The sequence below is a fragment of the Bacillus sp. RE35 genome, from assembly GCF_052146655.1.
Taxonomy (GTDB): domain Bacteria; phylum Bacillota; class Bacilli; order Bacillales; family Bacillaceae_G; genus Bacillus_A; species Bacillus_A cereus.
In genome coordinates, this window is record NZ_CP197377.1 from 1,153,650 (window position 1) to 1,169,827 (window position 16,178).

Below are 16,178 nucleotides of genomic sequence, written 5' to 3' on the forward strand. Positions count from 1 at the left end.
GAAAAGCTTTCTTTTAAAATGGATATACTAATGAGGCAAGACGTCATGGAAGGAGAATGAAGATGGGACAAAATCGCAGGTTTCGTTCTGGACAAAAAGCGCCGAATGATGGCATTTACGTAGAAATTGGTGAAACGGGAAGTATGGTGAAAGATCCGCAAATGGTGAAATTAACTGCCGGTGAAAAGTTTCCGGATAACACGAATCATAACCGCCAGTGGACATATAAAAGAAAACCGTAACAGAAGCCGCAATCATTATTGCGGCTTTTTTGTCGTTACACATTGTAATTTCATTTACCGTATTTTTTAGCAGTATAATGAATGCTCTCTTTTTCTTTTTCAAATAATAAGTTTGAAAATACATAGGCAAAATTATTGTATAAAAAAGTAAGTTGGCGTATAATCAAATCAAAGGTCAAAGAAAGTCAAACTTTTGGAGGGCTGTAAAGATGGACTTAAATCAAATGACAACAAAAACACAAGAGGCGATTATGAGTGCCCAATCTTTAGCGGTATCTCATCATCACCAAGAGGTGGATACTGTTCATCTATTACTTGCATTATTAGAAGAGCAAGATGGATTAGCAGTACGTATATTTCAAAAAATGAATGTTGATATAGAAGCATTAAAGCAAGGTGCTGAAAGTTTAATTAAAAAGAAACCTTCTGTAACGGGGAGCGGTGCAGAAGTTGGAAAATTGTATGTAACGAGCGCTCTGCAACAACTTCTTGTAAGAGCAGGAAAAGAAGCAGAAAAACTGCAGGATGATTACATTTCAGTAGAACATGTATTGCTTGCTTTTTCTGAAGAAAAAGGCGATATAAATCAATTATTTACAAGATTGCATATTACGAAAGATAACTTATTACAGTCTTTAATGACAGTTCGGGGGAATCAAAGAGTGACGAGTCAAAATCCAGAAGCAACTTATGAAGCGTTAGAAAAATATGGCCGTGATTTAGTGGCGGAAGTGAGAGCAGGGAAAATCGATCCTGTAATCGGCCGTGATAGTGAAATACGACGTGTAATTCGTATTCTTTCACGTAAAACGAAAAACAATCCTGTTTTAATTGGGGAGCCAGGTGTTGGTAAAACAGCAATCGTTGAAGGGCTAGCACAGCGTATCGTGAAAAAGGATGTACCTGAAGGATTGAAAGATAGAACGATTTTTGCGTTAGATATGAGTGCGCTCGTAGCAGGTGCGAAATTCCGTGGTGAGTTCGAAGAGCGTCTGCAAGCTGTATTAAATGAAATTAAAAAGAGTGAAGGACGCATTTTACTATTCATTGATGAACTTCATACAATAGTTGGAGCTGGTAAAACAGAGGGAGCCATGGATGCAGGAAATATGTTAAAACCGATGCTTGCGCGCGGTGAACTGCATTGTATCGGGGCGACGACGCTCGATGAATATCGCAAATATATTGAGAAAGATCCAGCGCTAGAAAGACGTTTCCAACAAGTATTAGCAGAAGAACCAACTGTTGAAGATACAATTTCCATTTTACGTGGATTAAAAGAACGCTTTGAAATTTATCACGGTGTAAATATTCATGACCGTGCGATTGTAGCAGCGTCAGTTTTATCAGATCGATATATTTCAGATCGCTTCTTACCTGATAAAGCAATTGACCTTGTTGATGAAGCGTGTGCAACAATTCGTACAGAAATTGATTCTATGCCAACAGAATTAGATGAAGTAACGCGCCGCATTATGCAGCTGGAAATTGAAGAAGCAGCTCTTGGGAAAGAAACGGATCGTGGTAGCCAAGAGCGTCTAAAAACATTGCAACGTGAATTATCGGATTTAAAAGAAGTTGCAAGTGGCATGAGAGCGAAATGGGAGAAAGAAAAAGAAGACATTCACAAAGTTCGTGACTTACGTGAACATTTAGAACGTTTGCGTCGTGAATTAGAAGAAGCAGAAGGCAATTACGATTTAAATAAAGCAGCCGAACTTCGTCACGGGAAAATTCCCGCAATTGAAAAAGAGTTAAAAGAAGCGGAAGAAATGGGCGCGCATAATAAACAAGAAAATCGTTTATTACGTGAGGAAGTAAGTGAAGAAGAAATTGCAGATATTGTTTCACGCTGGACTGGTATTCCTGTTGCGAAACTCGTGGAAGGTGAACGCGAGAAATTATTACGCTTAGAGCAAATCTTATCAGAGCGTGTCATCGGACAAGAGGAAGCAGTAAGCTTAGTGTCAGACGCAGTTCTTCGTGCTCGCGCTGGTATTAAAGATCCGAACCGCCCGATTGGTTCTTTCATCTTCTTAGGACCAACAGGTGTTGGTAAAACAGAACTTGCAAAAACGTTAGCCCAGTCTTTATTCGATAGTGAAGAGCAAATGATTCGCATTGACATGTCTGAGTATATGGAAAAACACGCCGTGTCTCGCTTAATTGGTGCACCTCCTGGATATGTAGGATATGAAGAAGGCGGTCAATTAACAGAAGCGGTAAGACGTAAACCATATTCCGTTGTTTTATTAGATGAAATTGAAAAAGCACATCCAGAAGTATTCAACATTTTATTACAAATGTTAGATGATGGACGCATTACAGATTCACAGGGCCGTACAGTGGACTTTAAAAATACAGTTATTATTATGACTTCAAATATTGGATCTGCTCATTTACTAGATGGATTAGAAGAAGATGGTTCCATTAAAGAGGAATCAAGAGACCTTGTAATGGGGCAATTAAGAGGACATTTCCGCCCTGAATTTTTAAACCGTGTGGATGAAATTATTTTATTCAAACCTCTTACAACGAATGAAATTAAAGGCATTGTTGATAAAATTGTAAAAGAACTACAAGGTCGTCTAGCTGACCGTCACATTACAGTAGAATTAACAGATGCAGCAAAAGAATTTGTTGTGGAAGCAGGTTTCGACCCAATGTACGGAGCTCGTCCATTAAAACGATACGTACAGCGTCAAGTGGAAACGAAATTAGCACGAGAATTAATTGCAGGAACAATTACTGATAATAGTCACGTAGTTGTTGATGTAGAAAATAACGAGTTAGTCGTTCATGTGAAATAAAAATAAAAAAGAGTTCGGATAAAATCCGGACTCTTTTTTTAGTGTTGTTCTACTGGCTCGTTTGGAATTGCAGCTGAAATTGCTAGTACTAACACAGCAAGAACAACTGAGAAAATAGACGCTTGGTTAAAGTCGTATGTACCGCCAGTCATAGAGCCGATTACATAGCTCATCATATGTACAAGTAAGAACGACCAAATTAATGCCCAAATGAAACGCATATTTTACACCTCTATTCGTTCAATCTGTCCTTATTGTAACACAATTGAAAAAAGAATATAGAAAAATATTTGTAGATTTTTCAACGCAAATTTGCATTCCGTTCATACATTATAAAAGAGTGGTTTTATATGTTTAGAAAATAAGGCGGGGGAAAAATGAGTATTACGGAACGTTTTTTTTACTTAGAAAAAGAACCATGTGTCATTTATTTACCGGAGAAGCCAAATGGATTTTCTGTTATGCTCCTCGGTGATTATAACTACTTTATTGAGAATGGTACAAGTTTATGGACACAGCATGCGGGTAGATCTTATTTTTTACATGGCCTTATTGAGCAAGGCTACACAGTCTTTTCTTCTAATTTATACGGAAGACATTGGGGAAACGACCAATCTGTTCGTCTAGCGAAACGTTTATATGACGTTGTGTTGAGAAAAGAGACATTGAATGCGAAAATACACATTATGGCAGATGGTATGGGAGCACTTGTAGCACTCGAAATGATGAACAAATACCCTGAGTGTATACGCTCTGTCATTATGTTAAATCCGTGTTTAGATTTACCAGAATATGTGGAGTTTGAGAAAGAGCATAAGTTTTTTTACAAGAGACTCGTGAAGGAATTAAGTTTGGCGTATGATGCCAAAGAAGAAGAATTAGAATCAAAAATAAATAAGAAATCATTTACGCTTCTTCCATCTTGTGTACCTGTTAAAATTTTCGTATCAACACAAGAAAAAAGAGGAAGAAAACAGCAGTTGCGTAGATATGAGAAAATGAGGCAACTAAATCAATGTGATACTTCTGTCTTGTTCCATCTGCAAGATGTGAAATATAAAATGGTTAGGCAAACGACCGATTTCTTTAAAAAATATGAAGAAGAATTATGAAGCTCCCATATACATAAATGAGGAGCTATTTGTTTCAGAGGGAAAGGGTTGGTGGTATGGAACGCGTGCTAATTGTAGGTGCACTTACGTTTGTAGGTTATCACCTTGTAAATAAAATGATTGCAGAAGAAGTGGAAGTATATGGTCTTGATTTTGATGAATTCGATAGTATGACGAAAATTAATGAAGAGAAGTTATTATTAATTGGGCGAAATGCATTATTTACGTATTATTCGATAAGAGATGAAGATGGATGGAGATCGGTTGAGGAAGAGAGATTCGATACTGTTTACTTTTGCTTATATGAGCCAAATCAGCAAAGTGGATTTCGGAATGAAAGAGTCATATTACAATATTTAAAGCGAATTATAAGAATGTGTGAAGAACAAAAAGTGAAGTTAAATTTAATTTCTTCTATTGAAGTAGGCAGTACAGATGAATCCGAAAATAAGCGACTATTTTTGAAAGTAGAAGAAGGATTGAAAAAAGGGAATTTACAATATAGTGTATTTCGAGTTCCAACATTATATGGACCGTGGCAACCGTCCTTTATGATGTTTCATCAGCTTATTTTATCAGAATTAGGTGAAAAAGAGTGCCGTTGTACGATTGAGGAAAAGGGGAATGATTTACTTTACGTTGAAGATGTATGTGAATACTTATGGGAAAATGGAACGAACGGGGCGCATCTTGGTATATACAATTTACTTAGTGGTAAACAGTCATTATGGGAAAAAGGTATGAATCTTTTACGCGCGGATGATAAAGTAAATAAAAATAATAACGAAGTAAGAGATGAGGCTATCAAGGTAATTTCAATAAAAAGAAATACTCCGTTAGAATACGGTTTAAATAAGCAACTGGCACACATGAAAAAATATAAAGAGTTATACGAAGGGTAGTACGCGTGTTACACTATTGTATGTGAAAGTTTTAATGGAGAGGAAGAGCATAATATGAACGAAAAAAGCATGCAGTTTTTACAAATCGCAATGAAGCATTTACCGGAAGCAAAGGCAATTTTAGATGATAATGGAATTGCACTTGATATGGAGAAGGCACAGCCGGTGTTAGAGTTGTTAATGAAAGTTATGAACGAGGCCTATGAGCTCGGGAAAGCAGATAAAGAATAAAAAGCATCTTTTTAAGATGGAAGAGAGGCCCGAACCGTGGATAGAAGCGGTCAGGGCCTTTTTTGTTCTCGCCTGGGGGAAAACCAGAGATATGAAGAGGATAAAGGAAAAGTAGTGAGGAGAACTCTCTAGTTTAGAAGGAAAGCAGATAAAGAATAAAAAGCATCTTTTTAAGATGGAAGAGAGGCCCGAACCGTGGATAGAAGCGGTCAGGGCCTTTTTTATTCTTGCCTGGGAGAAAACCAGAGATATGAAGAGGATAAAGGAAAAGTAGTGAGGAGAACTCTCTAGTTTAGAAGGAAAGCAGATAAAGAATAAAAAGCATCTTTTTAAGATGGAAGAGAGGCCCGAACCGTGGATAGAAGCGGTCAGGGCCTTTTTTATTCTTGCCTGGTGGAAAACCAGAGATATGAAGAGGATAAAGGAAAAGTAGTGAGGAGAACTCTCTAGTTTAGAAGGAAAGCAGATAAAGAATAAAAAAGCATCTTTTTAGATGAAAGAGAGGATCGAACTGTAAATAGAAGCGGTTTGAGTCTTTTTATATTTGAGAGGTATGTTTCTGTTTCTTTTAATGAAAAATAACGTGAATAATGCGTTAGCTTTCTGTTTTATGCGAAATATATTCTAGACAAAAATACATTTATGTTTTAAAATTAGTACCAAGTCATAATAATTGATATAAAACGGAGGGCTGCGATGTGAACGTGGGCATTTTAGGGATCGGAAGATATGTGCCAGAAAAAGTAGTCACAAATCACGATTTAGAGAAAATAATGGAAACATCCGATGAATGGATTCGTACGAGAACGGGAATTGCAGAAAGACGCATTGCCGATGATACAATAGATACTTCATATATGGCCGTAGAGGCTTCTAAAAAAGCACTTGAAGATGCAGGAATTAGCGGAGAGGATATCGATCTTATTTTAGTAGCAACAGTAACACCAGATCGTGCTTTTCCAGCAGTTGCTTGTGTAATTCAAGAAGCAATAGGAGCGAAACATGCAGCCGCAATGGATTTAAGTGCAGCATGTGCTGGTTTTATGTACGGAATGATTACAGCGCAGCAATTTATTCAAACAGGAACGTATAAAAATGTATTAGTAGTTGGTAGTGATAAACTATCTAAAATTGTAGACTGGAACGATCGAAATACAGCAGTACTATTTGGAGACGGAGCCGGTGCTGTCGTAATGGGAGCTGTTTCAGAAGGTAAAGGCGTTCTATCTTTTGAATTAGGAGCAGACGGAAGTGGCGGCAAGCACCTTTATCAAGACGAGTATGTTATGATGAATGGCAGAGAAGTGTTTAAATTTGCCGTTCGTCAACTTGGTGATTCTTGTCTTCGCGTTTTAGATAAAGCTGGTCTTACGAAAGAAGATGTGGATTTCTTAGTACCGCATCAAGCAAACATTCGTATTATGGAATCTGCAAGAGAGAGGTTAAATTTACCACAAGAAAAAATGAGTATGACGATTGAGAAGTTCGGTAATACATCAGCTTCTTCAATTCCGATTGCAATGGTAGAGGAATTGCAAAACGGACGTATTCAAGACGGTGATTTAATTATACTTGTTGGTTTTGGCGGCGGATTAACATGGGGAGCAGTCGCTCTTCGTTGGGGTAAATAAGGACTGAGAGAAAAAAAGGAGTGTATTTTGTATGGAAAAAAAGAGGGTCGTAATTACAGGACTAGGAGCTGTTACACCGGTCGGAACAGATGTTGAAACAGCGTGGGAAAACATTAAAAAGGGTGTATCTGGAATCGGGCGACTTACAAGAATTGATCCAGAACTATTTCCAGCAAAAGTAGCAGCGGAAATTAACGACTTTGAAGTCGAGAAATATATTGATAAAAAAGAAGCGCGCCGTATGGATCGCTTTACACAATATGCAGTAGCAGCAGCGAAAATGGCAGTTGCAGATGCAAAGCTTGAAATTACAGAAGAAAACGGACCTCGAATTGGTGTATGGATTGGATCTGGTATTGGCGGTATGGAAACATACGAAGAACAATTTAAGATTTTTACTGAGAAAGGCCCACGCCGCGTGAGCCCATTCTTCGTGCCGATGATGATTCCAGATATGGCAGCAGGTCAAGTATCAATCGCAACAGGAGCAAAAGGAATTAACACTTGTTCTGTAACGGCTTGTGCATCTGGTGCAAACTCAATTGGTGATGCATTTAAAGCAATTCAGCGTGGTGATGCTGATGCAATGATTACAGGCGGAGCAGAAGCACCGCTAACAAGTATGGCATTCGCAGGATTTAGCTCAGCGAAAGCATTAACATTTAATGAAGACCCAGCAACGGCTTGCCGTCCATTTGATAAAAACCGTAGCGGTTTCGTAATGGGTGAAGGTTCAGGTATTCTAATTCTTGAAGAATTAGAGCACGCATTAGCACGCGGTGCTCACATTTACGCGGAAATTGCTGGTTATGGTGCAACTGGAGATGCGTTCCATATTACAATGCCTGCTCCTGGTGGGGAAGGCGGAGTGCGTGCAATGCGTCAAGCTTTAGCTGATGCAGGCCTACAGCCAGAAGATATTGATTACATTAATGCGCACGGTACAAGTACTGATGCGAATGAAAAATATGAAACGATGGCAATTAAAGAAACTTTCGGCGAGCACGCGTATAAAGTAGCGATTAGCTCAACGAAATCAATGACAGGTCACTTATTAGGAGCAGCTGGTGCTGTTGAAGCGATTTTCTCTATTAAATCAATTACAGACGGAGTAATTCCTCCAACAATTAACTATGAGACACCAGATCCAGAATGTGACTTAGATTACGTACCAAATCAAGCGAGACACCAAGAAGTAAATGCAGTATTAAGTAACTCATTAGGATTCGGTGGTCATAACGCAGTGTTAGTATTTAAATCGTATAAATAATCGATGAAATAAGGAGTTTTTTCGCAATAGATTGCGAAAAAACTCCTTATTTATTTTTACGCCTTTTTCTCCTGTAGCATATACATAAGAAAAAGGAGGGATAAAGATGGGGATTGTTGAAACAGCTGAATGGCTACATTTATATTATGGACGGCCAGAAAAACTTTGTGAGAAATTTACGAAGTATATTCCGTTGCCAAAAGAAAGGTTGTATCGCTTTTTAATTTCAAAAGGGATGTATCGCCCGATCATGCGCGGAGAAAAGGAAATTAAAGAATTAGAGGAAAAGGAAATTTGGAAAGAATTGAGCCTGGAGTATGATAAACTGAAAAATTGGTTAAAAGGTCCAGATGTCCCTGTCTTTATTTTATTATCAGATTCCTATAATCGAACTGTACAAGAAGAGTATAACGGTAGGGCTGGATTATCTATGCGTCATGTTATTTTCTTATTCGTATGTGGGCGGAATTCGGTAGAAGAATTAAAAGTGTTATTGGCGCATGAATATCATCACATATGCAGGTTACATCAAATTGAGACGAAAGAAACAGAATATACATTACTTGATACGATGATTATGGAAGGGCTAGCGGAACAAGCAGTAACAGAAAGGTATACAGAAAAAAACAATGCACCGTGGACGGCGTATCTTTCAAAAGAAGAGGCTGTTTATTATTGGAAAAATGTTGTACATGAAAGAATAAGTATAAAACGAGGAACAAGGGAACATGACATCTTATTAAATGGCTTTCACTCTTATCCGAAGATGCTTGGCTATGCGCTTGGATTTCATATTGTCAAAGATTGTGTAACTTTGGAAGGAGAAGATACACTTTCTTTATTATCTATAGATGCAAAAGAAATATTGAATAAAGCAAATACATTTCATATATAAAAAAACAGGAATTCTATTTCCTGTTTTTTTAGTATTAATAGAAGAAAAAATAATAATTAGAATATATTTCCTCAAGTGGAATAAAGTTAAGCAAAAATGAACATAATGATTGGTACAAACAGTAGTGAAGTGAGGGGTAGTGAATGTTATATCTACATGATGTATGGGTAAATTGGTTTGAAGGTGAAGAGAATGGGTATAACGTTTGTCATTTTTACGAATGGCGGAAAGATGATACGATTGAGCTATTAGATCAAGTGCCATTATTAAAAGTAGATGCCACATTATATCATTACATCGAGAACGAATTGTTAGAGCTTCCGCAAAAAATGCTGGAAGACGTACATCATAAGGCTTATATTCGTAAAAATCATGAACGTTTGCAGCAAGAGTATTGCTTTGTTGTTACAGATGGGAAAGGCATTATTGCCATTGACACAATTGGTTACAATGTACCAATTCGCAAAAGTAGACTTATACCACGCCAAGAGCAGATGGTATATGAGATGGTAGAAAACGTACAAGCAGAAAAGTATGAGTTCCAAGTAGAAGAAACAGAAAAAGAACATCATATTTTATCACCATCGCCTTTCATTATGAATGGCTTGACTCGTAAAGAAAGACAGCTAAAACAATTATTATTTATGGCGTTAGATCAATTACATACAACGAAAAACACAGCAGAAATTCGCTATTGGTTCACAGAGTGGGATCCATCAGCATATGGAATGGTTCAACATATGGAATTTGAAGATATTTGGGCTAAGCTGTATGATGAAGCGAAAGCTGGCTGGTCTGATAAGCACGAACAATTATGCGAGCGTCTCGTAAAAGGACAGCCATTTTTTGAAAAGTTATGGGAAATGGAAAATGAGCAAAAGGTAAATTAAAAAACCGCCAATTGGCGGTTTTTTAATTTTGTAGAAATCTAGTTCCAGCGGCAAGAATGTTCTGTGGCTTCGCGCCTCCCTGCGAGGCAAAAAGCGCCTCTACGTCAGGAGCTCCATCCCCCTCACATTCTAAACGAGCTCTTCGCGTCTAAGAACCTTCCCCACAAGAAGGTAAAAAGCACCTTCTGTGGGAAAGAACCTTAGCCGTCAGGGCTAAGCAGTCGCCTCCGCTTTTTGTAGAAATCCAGCTCCGGCAGCGAGCTCTTCGTGTCTAAGAACCTTCCGCATAAGAAGACAAAAAGCGTCTTCTATGCGAAAGAACCTTATCCAGTCAGAGCTGAACGAGCTGCCTCCGCTTTATATGTTACCTACGTTTTCTGCTTAGTCCCATTGCGTTTTCTACTTTGCGTAGTTGTTTGAATGCAACGCGGTTTGCTTTTTCTGCACCTTTGTCTAGGATTTCGTCTAGTTCTGGTGAGTTGATTAGTTCGTTATATTTGTCTTGGATTGGACGAATAGCTTCTACGACTACTTGCGCTAGGTCGCCTTTGAAGTCGCCGTATCCTTTTCCTTCGTACATTGCTTCGATTTCTTCAACTGTTTTTCCAGAGAATGAAGAGTAGATTGTTAATAAATTAGAGATACCAGGTTTGTTTTCCTTATCAAATTTCACAATACCTTCAGAGTCAGTTACAGCACTCTTAATTTTCTTTTCAATTGTTTTTGGCTCATCAAGCATACTAATCATTGATTTTGGATTCGGATCAGATTTACTCATTTTTTTCGTAGGCTCTGTTAATGACATAACGCGAGCTCCTACTTTTGGAATGCGAATTTCAGGCATTGTGAAGATTTCGCGGTAACGTTTGTTGAAACGCTCTGCTAAGTCACGTGTTAATTCGATATGTTGCTTTTGGTCATCACCAACCGGCACGATTTCAGTGTTGTAAAGTAAAATATCAGCAGCCATTAATGGTGGATACGTAAGTAATCCAGCTGGAACTGAATCTCTACCAGAAGCTTTATCTTTATATTGCGTCATACGTTCTAATTCTCCAACGTAAGCAACAGATTGCATGATCCATCCTAGTTGAGCGTGTGCTGGTACTTCTGATTGTACAAATAAAGTAGCTTTTTCAGGATCGATGCCGCATGCTACATAAAGTGCAGCAAGACTGCGGATGTTTTTACGAAGCCCGACGGGATCTTGAGGTACTGTAATCGCATGTTGGTTTACAATACAGAAATAACAGTCGTGTTCATTTTGAAGCTCTGTAAACTGCTTCATTGCTCCTAAATAGTTTCCAAGTGTAATCGTTCCACTTGGTTGAATACCAGAAAAGATAACTGACATAAGTAATTCCTCCTAAAATAGAATGCGTGATGTGGGGAAGAGAAGGCAAACAAAAAAGCCCATTCATCCCAAAAACTATAGGGACGAATGGACCGTGGTACCACCCTAATTATTTCACTACTGTGAAATCTCTCTAATCCATAATAACGTTTGGATATAACGCCAAAGCCTACTACTTTCGGTTCGGTTTGGTGCTCAAAAGCCCATTCCATACTGTACAATTACTTGTTCACACCAACCACAAGCTCTCTGAAATTGCCTCAATATGTACTCTTCTTTATCATCGCATACATATAAATTTATTTATTGTTACTTGAGCTCTTTTAATATGAAAGAACTAAAGTTTTATAACAAAATGTTTTGCTGATTATTATATCATATGGGATAGTGTTTGCAAACTACATCAAAATAGTAAAGCTAATGAGGGTCGAGAACAACCCAAGGAAGATACCTGTAATACAAATTGGATATGTCCATTTGAATGAATATGTTTTATAAATACGTTCTTTCTTATCTGTAGGTTCCTCGACTTCTTCAATTAAAGAGTCAATCTTTTTGTTCGTACCAAATACTCTTTGGAATGCGTAAATGGTTACATTGAAAAAACCATTTTGAAATATGTATAAAAAACCGCCGATAAGAATAAAAAACAGTGCAATATAAAACAAAATGTTGACAAAGTTCAACAAAAATTGAGATGAAATGAGGAATGCACCAATACTAGAAGCAATCATCGCTATAAAAATTAGTATACAAGTATGAAAAAAAACTTTATTCAAAATATTCCCCTCCGTCAAAATATTACTAGAATTATTATACTATAAAAGCTATAATAAGTACTAGGATTAATTTTTTGAAAATTATACGCAATTAAAGGTCTGATTTTAAGATGATGGTAGCAATGTTAATGTATCCCTTTACGAAAAATTAAAAATATAAATATTTTATTAAAAATTTTAACAAAAAAACAAAAAACTATATTCACAATTGTTATATTATATGTATAATGAAAATTGTAGAAACTTGAAGATTATTCTTTCAATTCTACTTTTTAACAAGTGAGGGTACAGGAAGTGCAATTAGGGGAGGCAACACAACATGAAGAAAAAGATACCGTTATTACTTGCATCAACTTTAACTGCAAGTATGTTGCTTAGCGCGTGTAGCTACCAAAAAGATGACGCAAAAGCAAAAGGGAAAGAGAACGCTACGAGTAGTAGTAACGGAAAACAGATTCTTAATTTAACAGAGTTATCTGAAATTCCGTCAATGGATGCATCATTGGCATCTGATTCTTCATCTTCTACAGCATTAAATAATACGATGGAAGGTTTATATCGTATTGGCAAAGATCAAAAGAGAATGCCTGGAGTTGCAGAAGATGTCGAAAAGCTAGATGATGGGAAGAAATACATATTTAAATTAAGAAAAGATGCGAAATGGTCGAATGGGGAACCTGTAACAGCTAAAGATTTTGTGTATTCATGGAAAAGAGCAGTAAATCCAGATACAAAAGCAACGTATTCGTACATTATGTTCGATATTAAAAATGCAGAGAAAATTCATAAAAAAGAATTACCTGCTGACCAATTAGGTGTAAAAGCGATTGATGATTATACATTAGAAGTAGAATTAGACAATCCCGTTCCTTACTTTATCGATTTAACAGTTTATCCAGTATTTTACCCACTAAATGAAAACTTTGTAAAAGCACAAGGGGATAAATTTGGTTTAGAGGCAAATACAACATTATATAACGGTCCATTCGTTATGAGTGATTGGAAACATGAACAAAGTTTCCAATTCAAGAAGAATCCTTCATATTGGGATAATAAAACGGTTAAAATCGAAGAAATCAACTTTAATATTGTAAAAAATACAGCAACTGATGTAAATTTATATGAGACAAACGCGATTGATCGAGCGGCTTTAACGTCTGAATTTGTTGATAAGTTTAGAAAAAGCCCAGAGTTCCAAACAAGAAAAGAAGCAGGGGTTGCTTACTTAAGATTTAATCAAAGTAATCAGTACTTAAGTAATAAAAACTTAAGAAAAGCAATTTCAATGTCCTTTGACCGTGATAACATTGCAAAAGTTATTTTAAATAACGGTGCAATTGGAGCTTACGGATTTGTTGGAAAAGATTTCGCTGAAGGTCCGAATAAAAAAGATTTCCGAGCTGAAAATGGAAAGCTAGTTGAAACAAATCCAAAAGAAGCGAAAAAGCTTTGGGAAACAGCGAAGAAAGAGCTTGGAACTGATAAAATCGAACTAGAATTCTTAAACTTTGATAATGAAGATGCTAAAAAAGTTGGGGAATTCTTAAAAGGTGAGATGGAAAAGAACTTACCAGGTTTATCAATTAAAATTAAACAGCAACCATTCGCACAAAAAAATAAATTAGAAGATTCTCAGCAATATGATATTGCGTTTGGTATTTGGGGACCAGATTTCCCAGATCCAATCTCATATTTAGATATGTTTGTTACGAATGGTTCTCAAAATAAAACAGGGTATTCTAATCAGAAATATGATGAGTTAATCCTAAAAGCTAAAACAGATACAAAAGATTTACAAGCTCGCTGGGACAACCTTCTAGAAGTAGAGAAGATGTTAATTAAAGAGGATGCAGTTATCACTCCAATCTTCCAAAAAGGTTCAGCGTATGTAGTAAAAGGTGCCGTAAAAGATATTATCCCAATTAACTATGGTGGTAAATTAACTTACAAATGGGCATCTGTTGAACAAAAATAATCTTTTTTTCCATCGTTTACAAGGGTATATGCCTATGATGGGCATATGCTCTTATTTTAAAAAAATAAAAGTAAGAATATTTTAAACTATCTTATTGCTTTTGAGAAAAACGGGGAGGTGCTTGATATGGGACGTTATGTATTAAAACGTTTCGTGTACATGGCTTTGACATTATTTTTAATTACTACACTGACTTTCTTTTTGATGAAATTACTTCCGGGTTCTCCGCTTAAAAACCAGGAGAAGCTATCACCGGCACAAAAAGAAATCATTCTTGAAAAATACGGATTGAATGATCCGGTACCAGTTCAATACGCACGTTACTTAGGTAACCTAGCAAAAGGTGATTTAGGGGTATCATTCCAATATGATAACCGCCCAGTAACAGACATGATTGTGGATCGTATTGGACCATCAGCCCAATTAGGTTTACAAGCGATTATATTAGGAACATTTATCGGTTTAATTTTAGGTATTGTTGCCGCACTTCGTAATAATACGTGGGTAGATTATAGTGCAACAGTTATTTCGGTACTCGGAATGTCGGTACCATCATTCGTATTCGCCGCATTACTGCAATATTTCGTAGGGGTAAAACTTGGCTGGTTCCCAGTAGCATTCTGGAAAGGACCAGAGTTTACTGTAATGCCTACAATTGCATTATCGATGGGAGTTATCGCAACAATCGCACGTTTCTCTCGTGCAGAATTAATTGAAGTTATGCAAGCCGATTACATTTTAACAGCGAAAGCGAAAGGAATTAGCCAAGGCGTTATTATTGTCAAACATGCACTTCGTAATGCGTTAATTCCAGTTGTAACAATTTTAGGACCAATGGTTGCGGCATTAATTACAGGAACACTTGTTATCGAGCAAATTTATGCTGTACCAGGACTTGGGGAACAATTCGTTAAATCGATTACTTTAAATGACTATACAGTTATTATGGGAACTACGATTTTCTATAGTGCAATCTTCATTTTAGTTATTTTCATTGTCGATATTTTATACGGAATTATTGATCCTCGTATTCGTTTAGCGGGAGGGAAAAAATGATGAAAGATGTACAAAAATTATCTCCAGATTTATTTCAACAAGCCAATCAAAATAATGTTGATAATGAAGTCATTGCCCGTCCAAGCCTAACGTTTTGGCAAGATGTAAGAAGACGTTTATTCCAACATAAAGGTGCGATGCTTGGCCTTGTATTATTAGTTATCATTGCACTATTAGCGATTTTTGGACCGATGGTAAGTAAACACTCGTATAAAGAGCAAGATTTAGGTCGAGCGAAATTACCACCAAAAATTCCAGTTATTGAAAATGTTCATTGGTTACCATTTGACGGTACAGATCAATATGGTGTTGACCAATATGAAAAACGTGATATTAAAGAGTACTTCTGGTTTGGTACAGATGATCTTGGCCGTGACTTATGGACAAGAACATGGGAAGGTACACGCGTATCATTATATATCGCTCTTTTAGCAGCAGCAATTGACTTAGTAATTGGGGTTGCATACGGAGGTATTTCAGCATTCTACGGCGGTAGAGTAGATAACATTATGCAACGTATTATGGAGATTATTAACGGTATTCCATACTTAATCATCGTTATTTTAATGGTAATCATTATGGGATCTGGTATTTGGTCAATTACACTCGCGATGGCGATTACAGGTTGGATAGGGATGTCGCGTATTGTTCGTGGACAAATCTTAAAGTTAAAAAACCAAGAATATGTATTAGCATCTCGTACATTAGGTGCAACAAATACACAATTAATTGTGAAACATTTAATTCCAAACGTAATGGGACCTATTATCGTAATGACAATGTTTACAATTCCATCAGCGGTGTTTGGTGAAGCGTTCTTAAGTTTCATCGGTTTAGGAATTCAGCCGCCATTTGCGTCACTAGGTTCTCTTGTAAATGATGGTTATAAATCTATTCAAACGTATCCGCATATGATGTTCATCCCTGCGGTTGTCATCAGTATATTAATTTTAGCGTTTAACTTAATGGCAGACGGATTACGCGACGCGTTAGATCCAAAAATGCGTAAGTAAAAGAGGGGAGAGGCAAAG

Annotated in this window: 15 protein-coding genes and 1 other annotated feature; of the genes, 12 read left to right on the plus strand and 3 right to left on the minus strand. The window is 37.0% G+C overall.

Features of this window, described 5'->3' with window-relative positions; translation table 11 throughout:
- The first annotated feature begins 62 nt into the window (after positions 1-62).
- Complete coding sequence (locus ACTL4X_RS06040; RefSeq protein WP_000531421.1) at positions 63-242, plus strand: YjzC family protein; 180 nt, start codon at positions 63-65, stop codon at positions 240-242.
- 209 nt (positions 243-451) lie between these two features.
- The gene (clpB, locus tag ACTL4X_RS06045) at positions 452-3,052 is read left to right on the plus strand and encodes an ATP-dependent chaperone ClpB (RefSeq protein ID WP_000365401.1); all 2,601 of its coding nucleotides are present in this window, start codon (positions 452-454) and stop codon (positions 3,050-3,052) included.
- Positions 3,053-3,090: 38 nt separating this feature from the next.
- Here the strand turns inward: clpB and ACTL4X_RS06050 are convergent, their stop codons facing one another.
- Positions 3,091-3,273, minus strand: a complete 183-nt coding sequence (locus ACTL4X_RS06050; RefSeq protein WP_001211116.1) for a YjzD family protein — start codon at positions 3,271-3,273, stop codon at positions 3,091-3,093.
- Positions 3,274-3,429: 156 nt separating this feature from the next.
- Between ACTL4X_RS06050 and ACTL4X_RS06055 the strand changes: the two genes are divergently transcribed.
- The 7 genes from ACTL4X_RS06055 (at position 3,430) to ACTL4X_RS06085 (ending at position 9,983) form a co-directional block, all read left to right on the plus strand.
- Positions 3,430-4,164, plus strand: coding sequence for an alpha/beta hydrolase (locus tag ACTL4X_RS06055; protein ID WP_086401880.1), 735 nt, complete (start codon positions 3,430-3,432; stop codon positions 4,162-4,164).
- A gap of 29 nt (positions 4,165-4,193) precedes the next feature.
- Positions 4,194-5,066 (plus strand): NAD-dependent epimerase/dehydratase family protein, encoded by an 873-nt coding sequence (locus tag ACTL4X_RS06060; protein WP_002204825.1) that lies wholly within the window; start codon positions 4,194-4,196, stop codon positions 5,064-5,066.
- A 54-nt stretch (positions 5,067-5,120) separates the two neighbouring features.
- The gene (locus ACTL4X_RS06065; RefSeq protein WP_001986215.1) at positions 5,121-5,297 is read left to right on the plus strand and encodes a ComZ family protein; all 177 of its coding nucleotides are present in this window, start codon (positions 5,121-5,123) and stop codon (positions 5,295-5,297) included.
- A 698-nt stretch (positions 5,298-5,995) separates the two neighbouring features.
- Positions 5,996-6,928, plus strand: coding sequence for a beta-ketoacyl-ACP synthase III (gene fabH, locus ACTL4X_RS06070; RefSeq protein WP_001100547.1), 933 nt, complete (start codon positions 5,996-5,998; stop codon positions 6,926-6,928).
- Between the two features lie 31 nt (positions 6,929-6,959).
- Entirely contained in the window at positions 6,960-8,198 is a 1,239-nt protein-coding gene (gene fabF / locus ACTL4X_RS06075) for a beta-ketoacyl-ACP synthase II (RefSeq protein WP_000412656.1), read from the plus strand.
- Between the two features lie 106 nt (positions 8,199-8,304).
- Entirely contained in the window at positions 8,305-9,093 is a 789-nt protein-coding gene (locus ACTL4X_RS06080) for a DUF2268 domain-containing protein (RefSeq protein WP_000513277.1), read from the plus strand.
- A gap of 143 nt (positions 9,094-9,236) precedes the next feature.
- On the plus strand, positions 9,237-9,983 hold the full coding sequence (locus ACTL4X_RS06085) for a YjbA family protein (RefSeq protein ID WP_050252206.1): 747 nt from the start codon (positions 9,237-9,239) through the stop codon (positions 9,981-9,983).
- 364 nt (positions 9,984-10,347) lie between these two features.
- Here ACTL4X_RS06085 and trpS read toward each other — a convergent pair whose 3' ends face one another.
- Together trpS and ACTL4X_RS06095 are read right to left on the minus strand one after the other, a co-directional pair.
- The gene (trpS, locus tag ACTL4X_RS06090; protein WP_000110982.1) at positions 10,348-11,337 is read right to left on the minus strand and encodes a tryptophan--tRNA ligase; all 990 of its coding nucleotides are present in this window, start codon (positions 11,335-11,337) and stop codon (positions 10,348-10,350) included.
- Positions 11,338-11,413: 76 nt separating this feature from the next.
- Positions 11,414-11,630 (minus strand) — a binding site (T-box leader).
- 105 nt (positions 11,631-11,735) lie between these two features.
- On the minus strand, positions 11,736-12,116 hold the full coding sequence (locus ACTL4X_RS06095) for a DUF3899 domain-containing protein (RefSeq protein ID WP_001044997.1): 381 nt from the start codon (positions 12,114-12,116) through the stop codon (positions 11,736-11,738).
- A 319-nt stretch (positions 12,117-12,435) separates the two neighbouring features.
- Between ACTL4X_RS06095 and ACTL4X_RS06100 the strand changes: the two genes are divergently transcribed.
- The 3 genes from ACTL4X_RS06100 to opp3C all read left to right on the plus strand — a co-directional run bounded on the left by ACTL4X_RS06100 (position 12,436) and on the right by opp3C (position 16,160).
- A complete protein-coding gene (locus ACTL4X_RS06100; protein ID WP_000727217.1) occupies positions 12,436-14,091 on the plus strand; it encodes a peptide ABC transporter substrate-binding protein in 1,656 nt (551 codons plus the stop codon).
- Positions 14,092-14,217: 126 nt separating this feature from the next.
- Positions 14,218-15,147, plus strand: a complete 930-nt coding sequence (gene opp3b, locus ACTL4X_RS06105; RefSeq protein WP_000534167.1) for an oligopeptide ABC transporter permease — start codon at positions 14,218-14,220, stop codon at positions 15,145-15,147.
- Positions 15,144-16,160: an oligopeptide ABC transporter permease gene (opp3C, locus tag ACTL4X_RS06110; protein WP_000974106.1), complete on the plus strand. Its 1,017-nt coding sequence runs from the start codon at positions 15,144-15,146 to the stop codon at positions 16,158-16,160. The genes opp3b and opp3C overlap by 4 nt, the downstream gene beginning before the upstream one ends.
- The last annotated feature ends 18 nt before the right edge of the window (positions 16,161-16,178 follow it).